This is a genomic window from Candidatus Pseudothioglobus sp. uisw_142 (assembly GCF_059512465.1).
In genome coordinates this window covers 189212-214178 of the sequence record NZ_CM183452.1, presented here as the reverse complement: position 1 = coordinate 214178, position 24967 = coordinate 189212, and the positions used below count along the sequence as shown (strand labels likewise).

At 39.3% G+C, this 24967-nt stretch carries 20 protein-coding genes, 2 tRNA genes and 2 rRNA genes; 10 read left to right on the top strand and 14 right to left on the bottom strand.

The window, feature by feature from the left end; translation table 11 throughout:
- Nucleotides 1–22: 22 nt before the first annotated feature.
- Entirely contained in the window at nt 23–913 is an 891-nt protein-coding gene (locus AC5YGB_RS01065) for a phytanoyl-CoA dioxygenase family protein (protein ID WP_496137457.1), read from the bottom strand.
- A 90-nt stretch (nt 914–1003) separates the two neighbouring features.
- Here AC5YGB_RS01065 and AC5YGB_RS01060 point away from each other — a divergent pair, with 90 nt between their 5' ends.
- Nucleotides 1004–1444, top strand: a complete 441-nt coding sequence (locus AC5YGB_RS01060; protein WP_496137456.1) for an NfeD family protein — start codon at nt 1004–1006, stop codon at nt 1442–1444.
- A gap of 8 nt (nt 1445–1452) precedes the next feature.
- Here the strand turns inward: AC5YGB_RS01060 and pyrE are convergent, their stop codons facing one another.
- Nucleotides 1453–2094, bottom strand: coding sequence for an orotate phosphoribosyltransferase (gene pyrE / locus AC5YGB_RS01055; protein WP_496137455.1), 642 nt, complete (start codon nt 2092–2094; stop codon nt 1453–1455).
- A 31-nt stretch (nt 2095–2125) separates the two neighbouring features.
- Between pyrE and AC5YGB_RS01050 the strand changes: the two genes are divergently transcribed.
- The 9 genes from AC5YGB_RS01050 to fabB all read left to right on the top strand — a co-directional run bounded on the left by AC5YGB_RS01050 (nt 2126) and on the right by fabB (nt 10738).
- On the top strand, nt 2126–2890 hold the full coding sequence (locus tag AC5YGB_RS01050) for an exodeoxyribonuclease III (RefSeq protein ID WP_496137454.1): 765 nt from the start codon (nt 2126–2128) through the stop codon (nt 2888–2890).
- Nucleotides 2887–3585 (top strand): tRNA (guanosine(46)-N7)-methyltransferase TrmB, encoded by a 699-nt coding sequence (gene trmB, locus AC5YGB_RS01045; protein WP_496137453.1) that lies wholly within the window; start codon nt 2887–2889, stop codon nt 3583–3585. Before AC5YGB_RS01050 ends, trmB begins: the two co-directional genes overlap by 4 nt.
- Nucleotides 3586–4038 (top strand): FxsA family protein, encoded by a 453-nt coding sequence (locus AC5YGB_RS01040; RefSeq protein WP_496137452.1) that lies wholly within the window; start codon nt 3586–3588, stop codon nt 4036–4038. It begins immediately after the preceding gene.
- Nucleotides 4039–4077: 39 nt separating this feature from the next.
- Nucleotides 4078–5277, top strand: coding sequence for a glutamate ligase domain-containing protein (locus AC5YGB_RS01035; protein ID WP_496137451.1), 1200 nt, complete (start codon nt 4078–4080; stop codon nt 5275–5277).
- Nucleotides 5278–5348: 71 nt separating this feature from the next.
- Nucleotides 5349–6245 carry a CvpA family protein gene (locus AC5YGB_RS01030; protein ID WP_020025563.1) on the top strand — a complete coding sequence of 299 codons (897 nt, stop codon included), beginning with the start codon at nt 5349–5351 and terminating at the stop codon, nt 6243–6245.
- Nucleotides 6246–6248: 3 nt separating this feature from the next.
- The gene (gene purF / locus AC5YGB_RS01025) at nt 6249–7766 is read left to right on the top strand and encodes an amidophosphoribosyltransferase (protein ID WP_496137450.1); all 1518 of its coding nucleotides are present in this window, start codon (nt 6249–6251) and stop codon (nt 7764–7766) included.
- A 12-nt stretch (nt 7767–7778) separates the two neighbouring features.
- Entirely contained in the window at nt 7779–8936 is a 1158-nt protein-coding gene (locus AC5YGB_RS01020) for an O-succinylhomoserine sulfhydrylase (RefSeq protein ID WP_020025561.1), read from the top strand.
- A 63-nt stretch (nt 8937–8999) separates the two neighbouring features.
- Nucleotides 9000–9512 carry a 3-hydroxyacyl-[acyl-carrier-protein] dehydratase FabA gene (fabA, locus tag AC5YGB_RS01015; RefSeq protein WP_020023761.1) on the top strand — a complete coding sequence of 171 codons (513 nt, stop codon included), beginning with the start codon at nt 9000–9002 and terminating at the stop codon, nt 9510–9512.
- Nucleotides 9512–10738: a beta-ketoacyl-ACP synthase I gene (gene fabB, locus AC5YGB_RS01010; protein ID WP_271771287.1), complete on the top strand. Its 1227-nt coding sequence runs from the start codon at nt 9512–9514 to the stop codon at nt 10736–10738. Before fabA ends, fabB begins: the two co-directional genes overlap by 1 nt.
- Here the strand turns inward: fabB and secF are convergent, their stop codons facing one another.
- From secF to AC5YGB_RS00950, 12 genes are all read right to left on the bottom strand, one after another.
- Nucleotides 10739–11665, bottom strand: a complete 927-nt coding sequence (gene secF, locus AC5YGB_RS01005; protein WP_020027119.1) for a protein translocase subunit SecF — start codon at nt 11663–11665, stop codon at nt 10739–10741.
- Nucleotides 11662–13509 carry a protein translocase subunit SecD gene (gene secD / locus AC5YGB_RS01000; RefSeq protein ID WP_496137449.1) on the bottom strand — a complete coding sequence of 616 codons (1848 nt, stop codon included), beginning with the start codon at nt 13507–13509 and terminating at the stop codon, nt 11662–11664. Before secD ends, secF begins: the two co-directional genes overlap by 4 nt.
- Before the next feature lie 16 nt (nt 13510–13525).
- Nucleotides 13526–13864 carry a preprotein translocase subunit YajC gene (yajC, locus tag AC5YGB_RS00995; RefSeq protein WP_020023765.1) on the bottom strand — a complete coding sequence of 113 codons (339 nt, stop codon included), beginning with the start codon at nt 13862–13864 and terminating at the stop codon, nt 13526–13528.
- A 26-nt stretch (nt 13865–13890) separates the two neighbouring features.
- Entirely contained in the window at nt 13891–15186 is a 1296-nt protein-coding gene (serS, locus tag AC5YGB_RS00990; protein ID WP_020023766.1) for a serine--tRNA ligase, read from the bottom strand.
- 105 nt (nt 15187–15291) lie between these two features.
- Nucleotides 15292–16506 carry a Tat pathway signal protein gene (locus tag AC5YGB_RS00985; protein WP_496137448.1) on the bottom strand — a complete coding sequence of 405 codons (1215 nt, stop codon included), beginning with the start codon at nt 16504–16506 and terminating at the stop codon, nt 15292–15294.
- Between the two features lie 65 nt (nt 16507–16571).
- Nucleotides 16572–17486, bottom strand: a complete 915-nt coding sequence (locus tag AC5YGB_RS00980) for an outer membrane lipoprotein-sorting protein (RefSeq protein ID WP_271771278.1) — start codon at nt 17484–17486, stop codon at nt 16572–16574.
- Nucleotides 17483–20071 carry an efflux RND transporter permease subunit gene (locus tag AC5YGB_RS00975; protein WP_065353775.1) on the bottom strand — a complete coding sequence of 863 codons (2589 nt, stop codon included), beginning with the start codon at nt 20069–20071 and terminating at the stop codon, nt 17483–17485. Before AC5YGB_RS00975 ends, AC5YGB_RS00980 begins: the two co-directional genes overlap by 4 nt.
- A 178-nt stretch (nt 20072–20249) precedes the next feature.
- Nucleotides 20250–21194 (bottom strand): MBL fold metallo-hydrolase, encoded by a 945-nt coding sequence (locus AC5YGB_RS00970; protein WP_496137447.1) that lies wholly within the window; start codon nt 21192–21194, stop codon nt 20250–20252.
- Nucleotides 21195–21295: 101 nt separating this feature from the next.
- Nucleotides 21296–21411, bottom strand: a 5S ribosomal RNA gene (rrf, locus tag AC5YGB_RS00965).
- 152 nt (nt 21412–21563) lie between these two features.
- A 23S ribosomal RNA gene (locus AC5YGB_RS00960) occupies nt 21564–24453 on the bottom strand.
- Nucleotides 24454–24757: 304 nt separating this feature from the next.
- Nucleotides 24758–24833 (bottom strand) — tRNA-Ala (locus AC5YGB_RS00955).
- A 25-nt stretch (nt 24834–24858) separates the two neighbouring features.
- A tRNA-Ile gene (locus AC5YGB_RS00950) sits at nt 24859–24935 on the bottom strand.
- Between the last annotated feature and the right edge of the window lie 32 nt (nt 24936–24967).

The following is a 24967-nucleotide window of genomic DNA, read 5'->3' as shown; positions in this document are numbered from 1 at the left end:
GATAATCTAGCTTTAAGTTTTTTTACATTGCAATATTTTTACTTTTGGATTGCTGTCCAAAAAAGGAAACCTCTTTTGGGTATTCTGGCAACTCGATACTATAGCTAGTGCACCTCACGGTACCAGTCTCTTTACCCCTGACAACCAAGCCAACTAGATCACTTGGGAGGTGGTTTGGAGAGAGTGCAACTGCATCCTCAGCTTTATAGGTAATGATGAATAATGACCTTGGCAGTGAAGATCGGTTTGGTGCTGAACCATGCAGCAATTTTGAATGCATAAGGCAAGCCGAACCTGCTTTACCAATACAACTTAACGCATTTTTTTTATTTTCAGACGCAACATTTTCAGCAACAGCTCCAGTAAAAATGCCCTTATGCCAATGAGAGTGTAGTGGTCCATTATGGGTTCCAGGAACAACCTCAAGTGGCCCGTTTTCAAGGGTCACATCATCTAGAAAATAAAGAACAGTCATAATATCTTCATTGGAATGAGGCTCAAAAGGAAAGTCCTGATGAAACTTCACCTCAGTGCCTGAGCCAGGCAACTTGAGATTTATTTTATTGCCAAGGTGTGTGATATTTGGACCAAATATCTCAGTCACCAGATCTAATGCATTGTTATCTTTTACCACGTCAAGGCATATCTCCGAAATTTCTGCTGGTGATGTGATCCTTCTCACTGCTGGTGTGCTTTCAGAATGAGTTTTAGGCTCAATATCAAATCGAGGCCTTCCATCCTTTATCTTTCCAAAAGGCTTCTTGTGGCTCTTACTTTCATCAACCCAGCTGGCAAGCTCAGCATTAAGTGATGCTAATTGCTCACTGGTAATTGCATTTTCAAAGAAAATATAGCCATCTCGATGAAATTGATCAATCAGTTCTTTGTTGTCAGACTCATTTTTTGCTTGCATACATAGCCTCCTAAGGGCATTATGAACCAATATTAAGAAAAAATAAAGAAAAATTTAATGGCCTATTAGAAAGAATATAAAATTATCAACATGGAAATATTATTTGATAATTTAAACTTCATGCATTGGTTAGTTTTAGGCCTTGCACTCATCATTCTAGAGCTGTTCTTATGGACAACATTTCTTCTTTGGATTGGCGCCTCAGCAATCACCGTGAGTATTGTTTTTTATCTCATTCCAGATGTTGATGGGCTCTTACAATTATTAACTTTCCTAGCCATTTCAGTTGCCACAACATACCTTTCTAAAAAATATTATCCTGTTAAAACAGTTGATGATGAATTAAACGAGAAGGCCAAGACTTATATCGGAAAAGAATGTAAAGTCAACTCAATGGAGGATGGCGTCATTAAGGTTCAAATAGGTAAGTCACTTTGGTTCGCTGAGGGCACTGATCTCAGTGTGGGTCAGAGCGTTAAAATTGTTGGCGTTGAGGCGTCTACTTTTATTGTCGAGCCAGTTAAGACCTAATTGGAAGTTTAACCGATCCCGTACTGCGATCTGTAGCTCTCAATTTTAGCTAGGATTTTTGAATCATCGCTTGTCCTCAAATAGTCAATGATATGTGACAGGTTTATGATACTCAAAACCGTAATTCCAAATATCTGCTCTACTTCTTGTATGGCTGAAAGCTCGCTCTTCCCTTTCTCTTGTCGGTCAAGCGCCACAATAACACCTTTCGCATTTGCCCCACAATTTTGGATAATATCTTGAGCCTCTCTAATCGCAGTTCCTGCCGTTATAACGTCATCTATAATCAAAATGTCTCCCTCCAGGGGGTGACCAACTATGCTTCCACCTTCACCATGATCCTTTGCCTCTTTTCGATTAAAGCTATACGGAACGTTATGATTAAAACTGTCATTAAGTGCAATAGAGGCAGCAGCTGCAAGAGGTATGCCCTTGTATGCAGGGCCAAACAATACATCAAACTTTAGCGCACTCACTTCAATGGCTTGCGCATAGAACTTTCCTAATTCAGATAAGTGACTGCCCTTGTTGAAAAGACCTGCATTAAAGAAATAGGGACTAATCCTGCCTGATTTAAGTGTAAATTCTCCAAATTTAAGAACGCCAGTCTCTAACGTAAAATCAACAAAATCCTTTTGATACTGTTCCATCCAATATTCCTAAACAATTAAAATAAGCGATATGAGAATTATAACAATTAATGTTAATGGAATAAGGGCTGCTGAGAGAAAAGGTTTCTTTAATTGGCTTAAAAAACAGAATGCTGATGTTGTCTGCCTACAAGAGATTAAAGCGCAGGAAGATCAGCTTGATGAGCGTTTTTACCCCAAAGAAATGTACACGTATTACCATCCTGCAGAGCGAAAAGGATATAGCGGGACTGGCCTATATTGTAAGTCTAAGCCTGACAAGATATCTTATAGTCCGTGGGATGACATGAACTCTGAAGGAAGGATTATTCAAGCTGATTTCGCTGACTTGAGCGTTTTATCAATCTATCTCCCCTCTGGATCATCAAAGGAGGAGAGGCAAGCACTAAAAATGGAATTTATTTATGACCGCTTTTTGCCGCACTTACGTGAGCTCGAAAAAGATAATAGAAGATACGTAATGTGTGGTGATTGGAACATTGCGCATAAAAAAATTGACCTAAAAAATTGGAGATCTAATCAAAAAAACTCAGGCTTCCTTCCAGAAGAGAGGGCATGGCTTGATATTCTTTATGATGACTTGGGCTACATCGACTCTTTCCGAGAAATCAACCAAGAAGAGCTCCAATATACTTGGTGGTCTAACCGTGGCCAAGCCTGGCTGAACAATACTGGTTGGCGCCTTGATTATCATATCGTCAGTTCAAATATGGCTGGCACTGCAACCTCGTGTGAAATATACAAAGAGGAGCGCTTTTCAGATCATTCTCCTTTAATCATTGATTATCAGTTATGAGTGAAGCAAAAAGCCATCGCAAAATTCAGAGTTTTGTTAAAAGGTCGGGTAGACTTTCAAAAGCCCAATACCTTGGACTGAATGATCTATGGAGTGATTTTGGGGTTGAGATTAATGACAAGGAACTCATCAACTTTGATGGGGTATTTGAAAAGCAAAATGATATTACGCTTGAAGTTGGGTTTGGGAATGGTGACAGCCTTCTTGAGATGGCCATAAAACAGCCTCATCAAAATTTCATTGGTATTGAGGTCTATGAGGCTGGAGTTGGAAGAATTATTAATGAGGCGAGTAAACAAAATGTCAGCAATCTAAAGATTATCAAAGATGATGCTGTAGAGGTAATCGCTAATAACATCGCTGATGAAAGTATTTCGCATTTCCAATTATTTTTTCCTGATCCTTGGCACAAAAAGAAGCATCATAAGCGTAGAATTGTCCAAACAAGCTTTTTAGATCTCCTTTCGAGAAAACTAAAAACCAATGGAACTGTCCATATAGCAACTGACTGGGAAAACTATGCGGAACATATCATGGAAACTCTAGAAGCGCATCCACACTTTAAAAACATTGCAGGAGGCCATATATATTCTGAAAGGCCCAAAGATAGGCCGCTTACTAAATTCGAAAATCGTGGTCATAAATTAGGTCATGGTGTTTGGGACTTACTTTTTAAAAACACAAAGGGGGGTTAAATGTTATTTCCTATATTTGTTGTTGTAACGCTAGCTGAAATATACGTGCTTGTTTCTGTGGGACAGGCCATTGGCGGTCTCTCAACAGTTCTACTCGTTGTAATTACTGCATTTATTGGATCAAGCCTTCTTAGACAGCAGGGCTGGTCAACTTTGGCCAAAGCTCAACAAAGCATGTCAGAGGGAAGAACACCAGCAATGGAGATGATGGAAGGTGTCGTTATTTTAGTTTCTGGAATCCTTTTACTGACTCCTGGTTTTCTGACAGATGCACTTGGACTTCTAGGTCTAATGCCTTGGAGCAGAAGTTACTTTATTAATCATTTTCTTGAGAAAAATGCTGAGCGCGTTTTTAAGCAAAGAAACTCAGTCTTTATTAACAGAACAAACAACAGTGAAAAAAAATCAAATAAAGATGACACCATTGAGGGCGAATTTTGGGAAGATAAATAATCCTCTATTTCAAAAAAAATCAGCAATAAATATCTCATAATGACAAGCAAAAAAACGCTAGATGACTGGTTGGCCTGGCAAGAAACCCTTATGGAAGAGACGATTGTATTAGGACTTGATAGAGTTCAATTAGTCTATGAAAAACTTTTTCCAAATGGCGTTCCCTTCAAAGTTATAACAGTTGCAGGAACTAATGGAAAAGGCTCCACGGTTTCCTTTATCGATAGTATTTATCAGCAATCAAAATATAAAGTGGGGCGCTCTACTTCTCCCCACTTATTGAAATACAATGAGCGCTATGCAGTAGATGGTGAAGATGCATCTGATGACGTCATAATCGAAGCTTTTGAAATCATTGAAGGCAAAAGAGAAGATATCAAGTTAACCTATTTCGAATTTTCAACTCTCGCAGCCTTCATTATTTTTGAAAAGGCCGAGGTCGACATTGCAATACTTGAGGTTGGGTTGGGCGGCCGGCTTGACTCTGTCAATGTAGTTGATAGTGATGTGAGCATCATCACAAATATTGCAATCGATCATACCGATTACCTAGGTGACACTAGGGAGGCTATAGGCAGAGAAAAAGCAGGCGTGATGAGAGGCTCTAGGCCTTGCATTTGTGGAGATCAGGACCCTCCTCAAAGCTTATTGGCATATGCTAAGGAAATTGGCACCGATATTACATTTGTGAGTAATGCCTATGAAGATGAAATTGGACTCGAGGGAGATCATCAGAGACTTAATGCTGCTGTTGCAATCAAAGCAGTTGAAAGTCTTGCAGTACAAAACCCAATTTCTAAAAGTATGATTAGCGAAGGCATCAAAAATGCATCAATCAGAGCAAGATTTGAGAAGGTTGAGATTGGAGATAAAACAATTATTCTGGATGTTGCTCACAATCCAGCAGCTGTAAAAACGCTTGTAGAAACTCTATCTAAATCGTCGATGCAAACAGTCGCTATTTTTTCAGCGCTCGTAGATAAAGATATTATTGAGATGATTGAACTTGCCTCAAAAGCAGTAAAGCATTGGTACCTGGTCCCCCTTTCCTCAGAGAGAGCAATTGAATCAGAAATATTGAATAAAAAATTTTCAAGCTCCGACTTAACAACAATCTGCCAAGATATGGAAAGTGCAATTCATGGGTCATTAGCTCTTAGGGAGGTAGAAAGAATTGTTATTTTTGGCTCTTTTTATACAATCGCAGATGCTTCAATAATTATTAATAAACTCAGATAGTATTAGTCGTTGGAGAGAACGACAAAGCATCATAAACTATTGTAAAATCAATTCTATCTATCAAGGAGCTCATGGGCAATTTTTTTGACAATGTTTGGAGTGCAATAAGCATATTGGCTTGGTCAGATTGGCTCACCCTCTTAATTCTTATCACATTTGTTGTTCGAGGTTTTATTCAAGGCCTTGCCAAAGAAGTCATAAGCTTTATATTTGTTATTATTGCAATCATATTAGCTTGGCTCTACTATGAGCCATTTGCTAAGACCTTTCTAAGTAGCTGGATTAACTCAGATAATCAATCTACCTATGCACTCTCCTTTGGAGGACTATTTCTGAGCGCTTGGTTCATTAAAAAAGGCTTATACAGAATTGCAAGTGCATCGGCAAGTAACCAAAATTCTAATGATCTAAATAGACCCTTTGCCAATTCAGTGATCTTTGTGATAGTTGGAATATTTAGCTTTAACTTTTTAGGAACAGTTTCAGACCTTAAAACTATTGAAGCAATAATCACTAACGAGTCACTCAGAAGTTTTGTGTCTTTTGTCCTAATTTTCGTAATCTTAATGGCTGGATTATTTGCCCTATCAAAACTTCTTAATATTAAAGTTGATACAGAAAATCCTTCCATTATGGCGCCAGTATATGAGGGTATATTAAGCGCATTAAGTTCCTTAGATACTCTTATTAATGCTAGAAATGTTGATGGCCTAAAGAATAAATTTTTTGGAGCAATTCTAGGTTTGTTTATAGGTGGTACTTTTGTTCTTATCGTTGTTCTTATTTTACAAAACATGAGTTGGGTTACACAAAACCATGCGTGGGTTGAAACGAGTGGTGCATTAAGAACATTTCAGGACTGGTCTGTTGACGTTAAGCCCGTCTTATCCAAGTATCTTCTTTTTGTAGAGCTTGACCCGGGTGATGTTGTTGTTGAATTTATAGAAAGTGAAATTTTGAAGGATTAATATATGTGCGGAATTATTGGTATTCTCTCCACAACTAAAAAAGATGTTGGTTTATACATCTATGATGCATTAACAATTATTCAGCATCGCGGTCAAGATGCCGCAGGAATAACAACAGCCAATAAAGGTCGTTTTTATATGAGAAAGGGTAATGGCCTTGTTCGAAATGTATTTAGAACAAAGCATATGGAAAAACTGATAGGTGATATGGGTATTGGACACATACGCTATCCAACTGCAGGAAGCTCTTCAGAGGCTGAGGCGCAACCTTTTTATGTCAATTCACCCTATGGAATTGCATTTGCACACAATGGCAACCTAACCAATGCAGAAACTCTGGCTCAAGAAATTTTTGAGCAAGATCTTCGTCATATTAATACCAATTCAGATTCCGAAATTCTACTTAATATCCTGGCGAGTGAAATTGCTGAAGAGCAAAAACATAGAATCAATGAAAGAGATATTTTTAAAGCAGTAACTAAGCTCCATCAAAGAGTAAAGGGGGCGTATGCAGCTATTGGAATGATCCCAGGCTATGGAATTTTTGGATTTAGAGATCCTAACGGAATCAGACCATTGATACTTGGTGAAAGAACTACTACAGAGGGTACTAAATATATGCTAACTTCAGAGAGCGTTGCTTTGACTGCTCTTGGATATAAGATTACACGCGATGTTGACCCTGGCGAGACAGTAGTGATTGATCGCAAAGGCCAAGTCCACTCCCATCAGTGCTCAGCTAACTCGAGACTCTCTCCTTGTATTTTTGAATTTGTTTATTTTGCAAGGCCTGACTCTATTATTGATAATATATCAGTTTATAAATCACGCCTAAGAATGGGTGAAAAACTTGCAGAAAAAATTAAATCTCAATGGCCTAGGGATGAAATTGATGTTGTTATGCCTGTGCCTGACACTTCGAGGACGGCGGCGCTTCAGCTGGCTAATGAGTTAGATATTAAATATCGAGAGGGCTTTATAAAAAATCGATATATTGCCAGAACTTTTATTATGCCAGGGCAAAAACAAAGGAAAAAATCAGTACGTCAAAAACTCAGTGCAATCGAACTAGAATTCAAGGATAAGAACGTTCTTCTCGTTGATGATTCAATTGTACGAGGCACCACCAGCAAAGAAATTGTTCAGATGGCAAGAGCAGCTGGTGCAAAAAAAGTTTTCTTCGCCTCAGCCGCTCCTCCAGTTCGCTACCCAAATGTATATGGCATTGATATGGCAAGTAAAAATGAGTTTATTGCTCATGAAAAAACAACTGATGAAGTATGCAAAGTCATTGGAGCAGATAAACTCATTTATCAAAACTTGGATGACCTGATATGGTCTGTTAAGCAAGGAAATCCTAATATCAAATCTTTTGATTGTTCGTGTTTTGATGGAAATTATTTGACTAATGACATTGACAAACCATACCTAGATAACCTTGAAGCCATTAGATCTGACAAAGCAAAAGAAACCAATATGACGAATGAAAGCTCAGAATTGATCTACAATGACGCTGACTAAACAGACAAAATCATGACTGAAAAAAGCTTTCAAACCAAATCAATTCGTGAAGGACACGAGCCTACGAATGAACAAGAGCACTCGGCTGCAATATTCTTAACCTCAAGCTACAAATTTAATAGTGCTGAAGAAGCTGCAAAACGATTTGATAAAAAGGAAGAGGGTAACGTTTATTCTAGATTTACAAATCCAACAGTTGATGCTTTTCAAAACAAATTAGCCGCCTTAGAGGGCGCCGAGAAGTGCCAAGCTACAGCAAGCGGTATGTCAGCTATTTTTGCAACTATCATGACAATACTTAAGCCGGGTGAACATATGGTGGCCTCTCGTTGTATGTTTGGGACGACCATTGTTCTCCTTAATGATATTATTGAAAAATTTGAAATCAAAGTCACATTTGTTGACCTGCCAAATCTTGATGATTGGGCCTCAAGTGTTCAAACAAATACAAAATTGTTTCTGCTAGAAACTCCTTCAAACCCCTTAGGTGAAGTGGTAGACATCAAAAAACTCTCGTCTATTGCAAAAAGTAATAATATTGTTTTAGCAGTTGACAACTGTATTATGTCGCCAGCTCTTCAAAAACCTTTATCTTTGGGTGCAGATCTAGTGATTCATTCAGCAACCAAATATATTGATGGCCAAGGAAGATGCCTTGCTGGTGCGGTTGCAGGCAAAGCCTCAATTATTGATGATATTAGCTCATTTACGAGAAGTACTGGACCTACCTTAAGTGCCTTTAATGCTTGGATTGTTCTAAAGGGCCTTGAAACACTTAATCTTAGAATGAGGGCACACTGTGAAAGTGCGATGACACTTGCAAGCTGGCTAGAGAGTCAAGCATTTGTTGAACAAGTTCACTACGTCGGCCTAAATAACCATCCACATCATGAGATTGCTTCAAAACAGCAGTCAGGTTTTGGAGGAATTGTCTCGTTTCAGGTCAAGGGTGGCAGAAAAGAGGCTTTTAAACTCATTAATAATACTAAAATGATTTCAATCACTGCAAACCTGGGTGATACAAAAACGACTATTACTCATCCTTCATCCACGACTCATGTTAGGCTTAGTGATGATGAAAAAAAACAAACGCATATCACTGAAAACCTAATTCGTATTTCAGTTGGATTAGAAAATGTTGAAGATATTATTGCTGATCTTAAGCCTTAAGTTGAATTTTAAGCGTAATTCAACTATGTTAAAATTCATTCAAAACAAGATATTTCAAATTTTATGAAGCAAAATAGCTACTCTTATGAAGATTTAATCCTTTGTGGCAAAGGAGAATTGTTTGGACCTGGAAATGCTCAACTACCACAACCACCCATGTTAATGTTTGATCGTATTACTGAGATTAATGAAAATGGTGGAGATTATGGCAAGGGAGGAATGACTGCTGAACTTGATATTCATAAAGATTTATGGTTTTTTGATTGCCACTTTAATGAAGATCCAGTCATGCCTGGTTGTCTTGGTGTTGATGCTATGTGGCAATTGGTTGGGTTTTATCTCGGATGGCTAGGGGGTCCAGGCAGAGGGCGTGCACTTGGCTCTGGACAAGTGAAATTCACAGGCCAAGTACTGCCTACAAGCAAAAAAGTCACCTATAACATTAGCCTTTCACGTGTTATCGCAAGAAAACTATATATGGGTATAGCTGATGCCACGATGGAAGTTGATGGAAAAACCATTTACGAGGCAACCAATCTAAGAGTTGGATTGTTTACTGATACTTCAGCATTCTGATGAATAGAGTTGTTGTCACTGGTATGGGTATTGTTAGTAGCTTAGGCATAAATAAGTCTGAAGTATTAGAATCCCTTAAGTCTGCAAAAACCGGAATTGAGTTTAGTGAAAAATATTCAGAAATGGGTTTAAGATCCCATGTTCATGGCTCTATTCCTGAAATTGATACAAGTGATGTAATAGATCGAAAAATGCTTCGCTTTATGGCCGATGCAGCAATATATAATGCCTTAGCGCTTGACGAAGCCATTAAAGAATCTGGACTTAGCCCAGAGATGGTTTCGCACGAGAGAACTGGTTTAATTATGGGATCTGGTGGTGCTTCAAACCAAAATATTGTTGAGTCAGCTGATATTTTGAGAGACAGAGGTATTAAGAGAGTTGGGCCATATCGTGTTCCAAGGACAATGGGCTCTACAACATCTGCATGCCTATCAACGTTATTTAAGATTAAAGGTATTAATTACTCTATCAGCTCAGCTTGTTCAACTAGTGCCCACTGTATTGGTAATGCGATGGAACAAATTCAACTTGGGAAACAAGATGTTGTTTTTGCAGGTGGTGGTGAAGAGTTGGACTGGTCTCTTACTATGTTGTTTGATGCCATGGGAGCTCTTTCTTCAAAATATAATGACTCTCCTAATAAAGCCTCACGCGCATTTGACGCCGATCGTGATGGATTTGTTATTTCAGGCGGTGGAGGTGCTCTTGTACTTGAATCCTTGGATCATGCACAAGCAAGAGGAGCAAATATCATTGCTGAACTAGTTGGCTATGGCGCAACCTCTGATGGCTATGATATGGTGGCGCCCTCTGGTGAAGGTGCAAAAAGATGTATGGAAATTGCAATTAATGGAATTAAAGGACCAATTGATTATATTAATGCTCACGGAACGTCGACTCCTGTAGGAGATGTTAAAGAACTAGGTGCAATAAAGGAAGTATTTGGTGATAGCACAATACCACTTATTGGATCTACAAAATCCTTATCGGGTCACGCATTAGGCGCAGCTGGTGTGAACGAATCAATCTACTCACTTTTAATGCTTCAAAATGACTTTGTTGCCGAGTCGGTTAATATTGAAAATCTTGACGATGAGGCAAAAGGAATGCCCATTGTAACTGAGACCAAAAATATTAAACTGAATCGAATACTTTCAAACAGCTTCGGCTTTGGTGGCACAAATGCGTGTCTAGTTTTTGAAAGGTTTAGCGATTCAAAATAATTAAGGTCTAGCGTCGATCTCTTTTTTCTCTTTTTCTGAAGGAAGCATATCTTCCTTCGAAATTCCGAGCGCAAGGATCATTGAACTTGCAACATATATTGATGAATAAGTACCAATAATAACTCCAATCAATAATGCGCCTGCGAAACTATGAATCACTTCGCCACCTAAATAAAATAATGCTAGAAGAACCAACAAAGTCGTCAGTGAGGTCATCAATGTTCGCGATAGCGTTTGATTAAGAGCTTCGTTGATGATAGGCCCAGCCTCAACTTGGCGTGTAGAGAGAAAATTTTCTCTAATTCTATCGAACACAACAATGGTGTCATTAAGAGAGTAACCAATTACAGCAAGAATTGCTGCCAAAACAGTCAAGTCAAATTCAATTTGTAAAATTGAAAAAATACCTAACGTAATTATCACATCATGAACAAGGGCCGCTATAGAGCCTAAAGCAAATCTATATTCAAATCTAAATGCAACATAAATCAGAATACCTATTAGCGCATAAAGCATTGCTAGGCCACCGTCATTTGTTAATTCTTCGCCAACTTTGGGACCTACAAACTCTACCCTTCTTACATCAATACCATCACCAAGCATTCTGATGATTGAAGAGCTAAGCTTTGCACTTGAGACCTCCTGAGGCTCAAGTTGAATCAGCACCTCTGTATCTGAACCAAAATATTGAACATTAGTTCCCTTAAAATCACCCTCTGAAAGTTTTAAACGGATATCTTCAAGGTCAGCTGTTTTTTCATAGCCTAACTCTATTAATGTTCCACCTGTAAAGTCAATTCCAAACTTTAGGCCTTGAAAGCTTATAGAAGCAATAGACAAAACTAATAAGACTGCAGAAAAAATCATTGCAAACTTCCGCTTGCCAACAAAGTCAATCACAGGAATATTTAATGATCTAAGACTCATATTGCCAACTCCTCAATTTTTTTACCGCCATAAATAATATTTATCACTGCTCTGGAAACAATAATGGCAGTAAACATCGATGTAATAATTCCAATCGATAGCGTTACAGCAAAGCCTTTAATTGCTCCAGTGCCAAAACTAAATAATACTATGGACGCTATTAACGTCGTGATGTTGGCATCTGCAATTGTTAGAAGTGCCTTTTCATAGCCTGCAGATATAGCCTTTTGTATATTTTTTGTAGCCTTCAGTTCTTCCTTTACTCGCTCAAAGATTAATACGTTAGCATCTACAGCCATACCAACAGTTAAAACAATTCCGGCTATACCAGGCAGAGTAAGGGTTGCCTGGATTAAGGATAAGATAGATACTATTGTAATCAAATTTATTGTCAATGCTAGATTTGCAACAAGGCCAAAAACGCGATAGCGCCATCCCATGAAAACTAATACTAAAGCAAAACCAACAAGAACAGAAATAAGGCCTTTTTGAATGTTATCTGCACCCAAACTTGGGCCTATTGTTCTCTCTTCAATAATTTCAACTGGCGCTGAAAGTGAACCAGCCCTCAAGAGAAGAGCAAGATTTGTAGCCTCTCTAGAGCTATCTAAGCCAGTAATTTGAAATCTGTTAGAGAAAGTTCCTTGTATAGTCGCAGCATTAATAATATCCTGAGTTTTGCTACGCTTTTTGACAGCGATACCATCCTCTAAAACAGTTTCAACTTTATTTTCAATAAATACTACCGCCATTCTGTAACCAATAAACTCCTTAGTAGTATCTAACATCGATCTTCCACCAGAACTATCCAGAACTATACTGACACTGGGCTGATTGTTCTCATCCATACTTGATGAAGCGTCAACTATGTTTTCACCAGTGGTTATGACGTTAGTTTTCAGAAGCAAAGGTCGACCATCTTTAAATTTATATATTTTTGATCCAGCGGGCGTTTTTCCGGACTGAATAGAAGTTTGTACATCATTTTTCTCATCGACCATTCTAAACTCGATAGTTGCAACTGCACCTAAGATTTCTTTGGCTCTTGCTGTATCCTGAACGCCTGGCAATTGGACAACAATTCTCTCTGTACCTTGTTGTTGAATGATTGGTTCAGCGACACCTAACTCATTAACACGATTTCTTAGTGTTGTTATATTTTGTTTTAATGCACTTAGTTTTGCAGCTGCTTGTGCACTTGAAGAAATTTCAAGACCAAGCTCTAATGCTTGCTCGCTTCCTTCCGCAATAATCAAATCAGGTAAATCGCTTTTTATAACCTTTTTTGCTTCATTCTTAAGTTCTTCAGTTTTAAAGCTAACTACAAGAATACCTTCATCTTTACGAATTTTTTTATAAAGCTTATCCTCACGAAGAGTTGTTCTTAATTCGTTGTAATAACGATCCATAGCCATTGCAGTAACTGCATTCATATCGACCTCAAGTAGAAAATGAACACCACCTCTCAAGTCAAGCCCTAGAGACATTGCCCTGCCACCTAAACTTGAGAGCCATTGTGGAATTGAAGGCGCAAGATTAAGCGCAACAACATAATTCCTATTCAATGAATCCTTCAACAGAGCTTTAGAGGTTAATTGAGACTTTGAATCACTAAACCTAATTAGAACATTATTATTTTCAATTGTTGCAGATTTATAGTCAACACTATTCTCAGAAAGTGTCTCATTTATGCTTTTCAGATCTTTTTCTTGAACTACATAGTCACCAGTACCGGTAATTTGGATCGCTAAATCCGACCCATAAAGATTAGGAATAGCGTAGAGAGTTGAGATGAAAAGGAAAAATACGATAAGTGCATTTTTCCATCCTGCATAATGATTCATAGAAACTTATTTATAGTTATTTTTCTTTTTTCTCGATTGATTTAGCTTTTGAGCTAGACTTAGCTTTTGAGCTAGACTTAGTCATTGGCTTGACACTTCCTTTAGGCATTTTTTGGTTAATACCTTGCTTTTGAACTTTTACTGAGACACCCGAGGCAATTTCCAATTCAGCAAAAGACTCGTCGACAGCACTAATTTTTCCAATAATTCCACCATTCGTTACAACTTCATCGCCTTTCTTCAAAGCTTTTAGAAGGTTTTTATGATCTTTAGCTCTTTTTTGTTGCGGTCTGATAAGTAAAAAATACATCAGCACAAACATTGCTATCAGAAAGAGTTCTGGTGGTAAATTCATTTTTCGCTCCAAAAATTGTAAAGGGGTTATTTTATCTTAGTTAGGCCTTTCATGTAGCCCTGTAAGACTTTTGGTATGGTTATACTTCCATCAGCATTTTGATAATTTTCAATCACTGCAACCAATGTTCTGCCAACTGCAAGGCCAGATCCATTGAGTGTATGTAAAAACTCAGTCTCATTCGTTTCAGGGTTCTTCCATCTGAGCTGCATTCTTCTGGCCTGGAAAGCCTCAAAACAAGAACAAGAAGAAATTTCACGATAGGCATTTTGACCTGGTAGCCATACCTCTAAGTCATAAGTTTTTGCTGATGAGAAACCGAGATCACCTGAACAAAGGACTACTTTGCGATATGGAAGACCTAATAACTGCAAAATGCCCTCAGCATCACTTGTCAACTCTTCAAGAATTTTGTATGATTCAGAGGGTTTTGAAATTTGCACTAGCTCAACTTTTTCGAACTGATGTTGGCGTATTAATCCTCTAGTATCTTTTCCATAGGAGCCAGCCTCTGATCGAAAACAAGGTGTATGAGCAACAAATTTGACTGGCAAGTCAGATGCTTTCAAGATTGAATCTCTAACAAGGTTTGTCACAGGAACCTCAGCTGTAGGTATCAAGTACAAAGCTCTTGCTTCTCCCTCCTCACCATGCAGATGAGTTTTGAATAAATCTGCCTCAAATTTAGGTAATTGGCCAGTACCCATTAGGGAGTCTGAATTAACTAGATAGGGGGCATAAGTCTCTGTATATCCATTTTTTTCAGTATGATGATCCAGCATGAACTGAGTTAGAGCGCGTTGAAGTTTTGCAAGCTTACCAGTAATAACTACAAACCTTGAACCCGAAATCTTAGCTGCAGCAGCAAAGTCTATTCCATGCATTTCACCAATATCAACATGATCCTTAGGTTCAAAGTCTAATGTTGCTGGTCCCTTTTCTGGCCAGCTGAAAACCTCATCATTGTCATCTTCAGAGTTACCCTCTGGAACTGAAGTGTGAGGAATATTAGGTATCGATAAAACTATCTCGTTAATCTTTGACTGGATTTCCTGTAATTGATCTTTAGCACTATTAAGTTTATCACCAAGCTCTGAAACCTCTTCCAAAAGTGGCTCAATATTCTCCCCACTAGCCTTTGCTTGTCCGATAGACTTTGATTTGGTGTTTCGTAAATTTTGTAATTCTTGAGTTTGAACTTGGGTGATTTTTCTTTGATTTTCAAGTTCATTGTATTCATCAACATCAAAAGAAAAATTTCTTCTTTTGAGCTGCTCAACAACAAAACCAATATTCCCTCTTAAAAGCTTACTCTCTAACATGATGTTAAGTTAAATTATTATGCGTAAATTATACTATGTACCACTCTGGATAAGGCCTTTATAGTATTGCAACAGTCTTTCCTTTTAACTTAAGGCCACTGTATCTTAATATTGATACTTAATTTCTAAATTAACCCTCTGATAATCATCTAATGCAGCAAAAGCACGATTATCTTTAGCATCGATATAGGTCCCACTAAAAGAAGCTTGCCACTGATCATTAATGTCCCAATCTAGAGTTGCTGAGCTGAGATTTAGGTCATTATTTGAAGATATGACATTTGATAATCCCCATTTCCAATCAGAATCTCCAAACTTATCACTGACACTGGCCATGTAGCTCATATTATTTCGTTTTGCGCCAACACCAACACCTAGAATTGAAGGCGTTAAATAATCATTAGCATAATCCAAAAGATACTGAGAATTAATAGATATAAGCCACTGCCTATCATCGTTCTGAATATCAAATGCCAAGTCCCAATCAACCCGATCTACTTTAATAAATTGTCCTGTTCGATTGTGCTGAACATTATTCTTGAGGGCAATATCAAATTTAATCAAGAAGTCATCAAAAGCCTTGTTCATTCCAAAACCTATTAATTGATAAGGAGTTGCATAAACCAGTCCATCAGTAAGATTAGTCAGCGCATCATTGGGCACTAGTTGACCCATATAAAATGCCATATCACTCCCCTCACTGCTAATGCCGTATCGCATTCCAAATTCATCATAGGTATCATTTTTCAGAATAAGGAGACTACTCTTCGAAACTTTTGGATTCGTGTTGTAAAAAAAACTTAAATCACTATGATCAAAATAACGTGTTGCACTCAAAAACCACTGAGTAATCATGGAAGGATCTGTTAATCCTCCAGAAGGATTAACAACATCAAGTGCTCCACCTTCGAGCTCTCCCCATCCAATGGTATATTTACCTATCTTAGTGCTCCAGTCATCAAAACTAAACTGTAAAAAAGCCTGCTCAACCTCTAAATCGCTTTTTTCAGTTGAATAATTGCTATCACTTGGCCAATATTTTGTTGCCTTTAATTCAACCTCTCCATAGCCTGAATCAGAGACACTCCCACTAGTTCCGAGAGTCATCTCTGTTCTTTCTTCAGTGGTGCTGTAATCACTCGCAGGATTAAAGCCCCACTTCTGAGTCACTCCAAGATCTAGCCAAGCTAATTTCTTTTCTTCAATAGCAGTTTCTTCTCCAAAGATATCACTATCATCAGACCACTCATCAAAATCTCCTTCAGACTCATCAAAAACAACATCATCATCAAAAAATAAGTCGTCTGCATTTACATTCATTAGGAAGGTAAAGCCAAATATTACAAATATTAATTGTCTTAGAACACTATTTAACATCTTACGATTTATTTGGCCTGTTTGCGAAGATCTTTCAGATATTTCTCTCTGAAGGCCTGATCAGTAAGAGCTCTCTGAGTTAAAAAGTCCTCTTTAATGTCCATATCAAAATTGATAGCCTCAAGCTTCATGTTGGTTAGCCTGTTACTGACAGTATTAAAAAATGTCAAACTTCTACCCATCCAAACATCATTAATTTTTTCAACTTTACCTACCTCAAGCTTTTTAATAGGATTGGAGTTCTTATCAAACATTTGAACCTTCAAGGTAATGAATCTTTCGGTATCTACCCAACTCTGAGTTTTTCCATAACTACTTTTACTGAGTCGATGAGGCTTTGGTATAGACTCAACAACGGCAACATCACGACCTCTAAACTTACCTTGCTCTAGTAATTCATAGGTATAGTCATCGAGCTTTCCAGACTCCTGATCTTCTGTTGTCATTTCAGTTCCGAAAATACTAGCTGACTCAGTCTCCTCATCATCACTATTTCTAACACTTATTCTCTTCACCTTTCCAAGCGCAGACAAATAGAGCCAAGTCTCATTATCTCTGTCACTGTCATCATAGCTGTAAGAGAGCATTCCAATTCCCCTCTCACTTGCTGGCTCAAGAATGATTGCGACACTCTTGGTGTCCTTGTCATCAATCCCAGTATTGATTTGTGCATTCTCGACTAATTTAACACGAGGCTTTTCAGCACACTTAACCTTGCCATCCTTTTTGCCATATTTACAAGTCGTTAACTTCATTCTAGTGAACGCAGAGTCTGTCGATTTTCTGGACTCTTCGTCAACCCTTTCCATGATTTCTCTAGCGCTCATATCACTATCAGCACTGACATTTAGACTAAAAAATGCTACACAAAAACTTAACATGAGCAGTTTTAAGTTCAAATCATTTCTTACTGTTTTATTCATTTTGAAACCTCTATAAAGTTTAAATTATCATCGACATCTTTCTGGCCAAATTTGGGCTTAAATATCATTATCAGTGCAGGGAAAAACAACAAGTCACATAGCAGCGCTACAAAAATCGCTAAGGAGCCAAAACCGCCAATTTTAGCCAAACCTAAATAATCACTAAAAGTAAGCATAAAAAATCCACAGCCTAATATCAGTGTTGTAAACGTAACCGCCTGTCCAACCTCTTTAATGGTTTCAACTAGTGCGATTTTCATATTGTGGTTTTGAGCGAGCGACATTCTGTAATGACTAATAAAGTGAATTGTATCATCGACCGCAATACCAATAATTAAAGGTGCAATCATGAGCGTATCTGTATCCAGCGAAATGCCAAGCAGGCCCATCAATCCAAAGGCCAATGTCGCTGGAATTAGGTTTGGAACAATCGACATTACACCTGCCTGCAATGAGCCAAGTGTCAACATCATAAGTAAACTGATGACAACTGCAGCTATCGCCAAACTCTTGAATTGATTCTTGCTGATATCATCTGCTAGCCTCATCATCAATGCAAATGAGCCAGTAATTTGAACCTTGAGTTCTGGGTAGGTTGCTGTAAGCTTATTAAATTCATTATTAATATCCGTCTGTATCTCATCAAAAAAATCTTTGTATTCTTCTGATCCTGCATTTCTTAGCTGCACACTAATATGACTTTTACTGAAATCATCACTGACTAAAGCTCTTCGCTCCTCTGGATTGGAACTATTAAAGAGATAAAGGAGCTGGGAGACAGCAATCTGACTGTCGGGAATAGTTCTGAATTCCTCTGAACTTTGCATAATCGCGTGAGTATCTTTAACGAGGTCAGCTAGGGAATTTGTACGGATAATGTAATCACTATAACTATCTTCAATTTTAGTCTGAAGTCTATCCATTGAACTTAAGACCGCAGGATCCATGATTCCATCAGATACAGCAGTATCAACAACTATGACCATGTTTCCAGTCCCCATCATATTGTCATCAACAATGTCGTATGCCTGACCAATTGGAACATCGTCAGAGTAAAGCTCAACGAGGTTAGAGTCTATTTTTACTTGCGTTGCGCCATACAAACACACGATAAACCCACCAAAAAACATGATGGCAATCATGTATCGAAAACGCTCTACAAAAGCTGGGATTCTATCTAATAACGGCTGGAGCCACTCTGCGCTCACTAGCCAGGTCAAGCCAACTTTTTTTGATGCGCTTAATAGAGGTTTTGCAAAGAAACATAAAAAACTTAATAGCTTTGATTTCAACAATAAAGCCAGAGCTCTAATTCCTTTTTTGTTATAAGTATCTTCATTACTTGATTTTTTAATCTGCATTGGATGCCAGTAATTTAACAAAACGGGTAGCAAATAAATTGTGTAAAGGAAGGCAAAAAAAACGCCTGCAGCGGAAGAAAGACCAAACTGCACGAACATCGGCATGCCTGTTGCAGCGAGTGAAGACATGCCTGCCATCGTTGTTATAGTAGTCAGGAGTATAGGAACACCAGTTTTGCCATAAGCTTTTGAAAGAGCCTCATCGTGCTCTTTCCCATCTCGCCTAAAAAATAAGTAGGAGCTCATAACATGTACACAGTCGGCAACACCTACGGCAATTACAAGCATTACTGTTAGAGCTATAAGCGTTGTTGATGCTAAATTCAACCAACTCAGTCCACCAATTACAAACAAAATACTTAGGCCTATTGCAAGTTGAGGCAGAACAACGGCGCTGGCAGAGCGAAACAAAGTCCACAGCAAGAGGTTAATGATTACTACCATTCCAACCAGTAAGAATGCAGCCTGGATAAGCGTATCCATAGCTAACGAGATCATTGCAGAGTTGCCAATCGGATAAAATTTAAAGTGTTCAGTCATCTTTGGCTGCTCTGTGATTGCTGTTATAGCCTTCATAAAGGGGATATAAAGGGCAGGCTCGTCAGGCTGGTATTCGATTTTTTGAATCACAGCGCTATCATCCATGCTGGCATCAAAATCATCACTCCAGTCGTCATCAGAAAAAAGAGAGGAGTCGTCATCAGACTCTTGGAAAACTGGAATAGCGCCAAAATCAGTTTTTATAGAGATTGCCCCAAAACGATGGTCTTTAGAAAACATAAATAGCTCAAGAGAAGGCTGGTCATCTGCCTCAGAACTAATTGCACTTAACTTACTTATATCACTTGGAATATTTTTAGGCACTAAGCGAGGCGAACTTAAAACATCGTCATCATTTTTCTGAATTCTAATGTTTGATAAGGATTGAACGCGCTTAATGTGAGTTAGTGATTCAACAATATCTGGGGTTAAACCATACTGATTAAGCCATTCATCATCACTGATTTGCTCATAATTATCTAGAGACTCTGTTATCTCTGCGATTAAGGTGAGCGATTTATTTGAGAAGACATCGCCATCTTTTGCCTCATAGACAATGAAAAGACCATCATCACTTCCAAATTGGTCTCGGAAATCATCCAAAGCTTCGATTGCAGGATCTGACTCACTAAACCAGACATCAAAAGAAGTGTCAAGTACAAAACGAGAGGCTCCAAAACCCATAAAAATAGTTGATAGCAGGGCTACTATGAGAACTATTTTGCGATAGGGAATAAGTTGACCGGGCACTCTCGCAAAATACCCGTTAAGATAAAGTAATAGATTCTTCATATTCAGTTTTCTAACGCCTACTTATATTATATCTATATGTTCATTAAAGGATTAAATTCAAGAGTCGGCCTTAACTATTTTTCTGCCAGTAAATTAGACCTTGAGTATTAATTAGAACGTCAAGACTTAACCTATCCTTTGCATAATCATTATTTTGAAAACCTATCTCATTAAGTCCTTCAAGAAAATAATCCATCATTTTTTTATAAATGATGGACTCTGAGTCATTTTTATCTGCATACTTGATTGCTAAATTACTGACAAAGTGAATACTTTCTATTAATTTATTAGTAACCTTTTTGGTTGGCTTAATAGCTGAAAAGTGGGTTAAGCAGACCCTTTCTGGTTTGAACTCCATAATTCGATTAATGCTTTGAATGAGTGCTTCTGGATCAAATTGGACAGGGCTCGTGCTAGGCAAAATATATAACTCATCTTGATGGTCAAGGTCACGATAGGAAATTCCAAACGTGTCGCCTGTAAACATCGACTTTGTTGCTTTGTCCCAGATGCAAAAATGGTGTCTTGCATGCCCTGGAGTATCAATAAATCTGAGCTCTCTCCCATCAAAATCTAAAATAAAGTTATCATCTGCCTGAATTACTCTATTGGCATCTATTGGAAAAATTTCACCATAATATTCTTTGAATTTATTTTCACCATAGACCGCCTTTGCCCCTGCAACGAGCTTACTTGGATCAATTAGATGACGAGCCCCTCTTGGATGAACAACTAAGGCTGCATTTTGACATTGCATCATAAGTAAGCCAGCACCGCCAGCATGATCTAGATGAACATGTGTTGGAATAACATATGACACATCTGAAAAACTGAGACCAACCTGAGAGAGTGCTTCTTTAACGTGGGGAACACTATAATTAGTCCCCGTCTCAATAATAATGATTTTGTTTTTTTGCTTGAGGAGATATATTGCTGCGAAATCTTTACTGTAGTATTCAGAATCGATCACACTAATCCCATCTACAATATTTATTAAATTAACTTTACTACTCATATCAGCAGCTCTTGATGATTAAAACTTGATTTATTTTACTAGAAAATAGTCAGATAAAAAAATACCCCGCCTTTATAAAGGTCGGGGTATTTTGAATAAAAGCCTAGCAATGTCCTACTCTCACATGGGGAGACCCCACACTACCATCGGCGCTAAGTGGTTTCACTTCTGAGTTCGGGATGGGATCAGGTGGGTCACACTTGCTATTATCACTAAGCAAACTGCTTACTTGGACTAAATAAGGAACTTAGACCAAGTGAATTAAAAAGTTTTTATACCAAAAAAAGGTATAACAAAATGGATAAAGTAAAGTCTATAAGGCATATTGCCTGTTGACACAACAACATCTCCAAATATCTTGGGTGTTATATGGTCAAGCCTCACGATCAATTAGTACTAGTTAGCTCAATACATTGCTGCACTTTCACACCTAGCCTATCAACCTCGTAGTCTTCGAGGGATCTTTAGGATTATTAAATAATCAGGGAGACCTAATCTTGGGAGGGGCTTCCCGCTTAGATGCTTTCAGCGGTTATCCTTTCCACACATAGCTACTCGGCAATGCCACTGGCGTGACAACCGAAACACCAGAGGTGTGTCCATTCCGGTCCTCTCGTACTAAGAACAGCTTCCCTCAAGTCTCCAACGCCCACGGTAGATAGGGACCGAACTGTCTCACGACGTTCTAAACCCAGCTCGCGTACCACTTTAAATGGCGAACAGCCATACCCTTGGGACCTGCTTCAGCCCCAGGATGTGATGAGCCGACATCGAGGTGCCAAACACCCCCGTCGATGTGAACTCTTGGGGGGTATCAGCCTGTTATCCCCGGCGTACCTTTTATCCGTTGAGCGATGGTCCTTCCACTCAGAACCACCGGATCACTAAGACCTAGTTTCCTACCTGCTCGACGTGTCAGTCTCGCAGTCAAGCATCCTTTTACCTTTGCGCTCATTGCACGATGTCCGACCGTGCTGAGGATACCTTTGCGCTCCTCCGTTACTCTTTAGGAGGAGACCGCCCCAGTCAAACTACCCACCATGCATTGTTCCCGATCCGGATTACGGACCTAGGTTAGAACCCCAACCATACCAGGGTGGTATTTCAAGGTTGGCTCCACTCTAACTAGCGTTAAAGCTTCAAAGCCTCCCACCTATCCTACACAAGTAGGATCAGAGTTCAATGCAAAGCTGTAGTAAAGGTGCACGGGGTCTTTCCGTCTGGCCGCGGGTATACTGCATCTTAACAGCAATTTCAATTTCACTGAGTCTCGGGTGGAGACAGTGTGGCCGTCGTTACTCCATTCGTGCAGGTCGGAACTTACCCGACAAGGAATTTCGCTACCTTAGGACCGTTATAGTTACGGCCGCCGTTTACTTGGGCTTCGATCAAAAGCTTCGCGCAAGCGCTAACCTCATCAATTAACCTTCAAGCACCGGGCAGGAGTCACACCCTATACGTCCACTTACGTGTTTGCAGAGTGCTGTGTTTTTAATAAACAGTCGCAGCCACCTAGTATTTTCAACTCTTTTCTGCTTTATCAGCAAGTGATATCACATAACAAGAGTACACCTTCTCCCGAAGTTACGGTGTCATTTTGCCTAGTTCCTTCACCCGAGTTCTCTCAAGCGCCTTAGAATTCTCATCTCGTCCACCTGTGTCGGTTTGGGGTACGGTTTCATATAACCTGAAGCTTAGAGGATTTTCCTGGAAGCATGGTCTCACTCACTTCTCCCAAAAGAGGGATCGTTATCACGCCTTGAAATAGAGGTTCCCGGATTTTCCTAAGAACCATTTCTACACGCTTGAACAAGGACAACCATCGCCTTGCTGAGCTAACCTTCTCCGTCTTCCCATCGCAGTTATATGAAGTACGGGAATATTAACCCGTTTCCCATCGACTACGCATTTCTGCCTCGCCTTAGGGGCCGACTAACCCTACGCCGATTAACGTTGCGTAGGAAACCTTGGACTTCTGGCGAGGGGGTTTTTCACCCCCTTTATCGTTACTCATGTCAGCATTCGCACTTCTGATACCTCCAGCAAACCTCACAGTTCACCTTCAACGGCTTACAGAACGCTCTCCTACCATCGCAATAAATTGCGATCCGCAGCTTCGGTATATAGTTTAGCCCCGTTAAATCTTCCGCGCAAACCGACTCGACCAGTGAGCTATTACGCACTCTTTAAAGGAATGGCTGCTTCTAAGCCAACCTCCTGGCTGTCTATGCCTTTTCACATCGTTTCCCACTTAACTATAATTTTGGGACCTTAGCTGACGGTCTGGGTTGTTTCCCTTTCCACTACGGACGTTAGCACCCGCAGTGTGTCTGCCATGCTCATACTTTCTGGTATTCGGAGTTTGCAATGGTTTACTAAGTCTTGACGACCCGCTAGCCATAACAGTGCTCTACCCCCAGAAGTAATACATGACGCTCTACCTAAATAGATTTCGGAGAGAACCAGCTATCTCCGGGTTTGTTTGGCCTTTCACCCCTATCCACAGTTCATCCCCTCATTTTTCAACATAAGTGGGTTCGCGCCTCCAGTTAGTTTTACCTAACCTTCACACTGACCATGGATAGATCACCCGGTTTCGGGTCTACTCCCAGCAACTAAACGCCCATTTAAGACTCGGTTTCCCTACGGCTCCCCTAATGGTTAACCTTGCTACTGAGAAGTAAGTCGCTGACCCATTATACAAAAGGTACGCAGTCACAGAACAAGTCTGCTCCCACTGCTTGTATGCATACGATTTCAGGTTCTATTTCACTCCCCTCCCGGGGTTCTTTTCGCCTTTCCCTCACGGTACTTGTTCACTATCGGTCAGTAGAGAGTATTTAGCCTTGGAGGGTGGTCCCCCCATATTCAAACAGCGTTTCACGTGCGCCGCCTTACTCGATTTCACAATTAAAAGATTTTCGTATACGGGACTATCACCCTGTGTCGTTGAACTTTCCAGAACATTCTACTAATCAAAAAATTGCTTAAGGGCTGGTCCCCGTTCGCTCGCCGCTACTAAGGGAATCTCGGTTGATTTCTTTTCCTCTAGGTACTTAGATGTTTCAGTTCCCTAGGTTTGCCTCCTTAACCTATGTATTCAGTTAAGGATAATGATCTTATGATCACTGGGTTTTCCCATTCGGAGATCTCCGGGTTAGAGCTTATTATCAGCTAACCGAAGCTTATCGCAGATTATCACGTCCTTCATCGCCTTCTACTGCCAAGGCATCCGTCGTATGCACTTATTCACTTGACCATATAACCCCAAAGTATCTGGGTTAATGGTTCTTTTTACACCGAGAAGTCACTAACTGTATCTCACGATACAATCGGTGAATTCTATTTTTTCAATGATAGATAAATCTATCAATGAGAATCCATATTTTTTGAAATTGTTGTGTCAATGCAATACACCTTTTTACGTTGTATTGTATTTAACAAACTTTACTTCATATCCAAATTGTTAAAGAGCTCCGAACCAAGGAATAAACCAAGGCTTGGTATAAAAACTTAAGTAAGCATTATTAATAAAACTTACTTAAGTTTTCATTTGAGAAAAATGGTGGAGCTAAGCAGGATCGAACTGCTGACCTCCTGGATGCAAACCAGGCGCTCTCCCAGCTGAGCTATAGCCCCATTAGAAAACTAATAACCCAGAAAATGGTGGGTCTGGGTGGATTTGAACCACCGACCTCACCCTTATCAGGGGTGCGCTCTAACCAACTGAGCTACAGACCCTTAATATCAATTAGATTGACTTTGGGTTATTG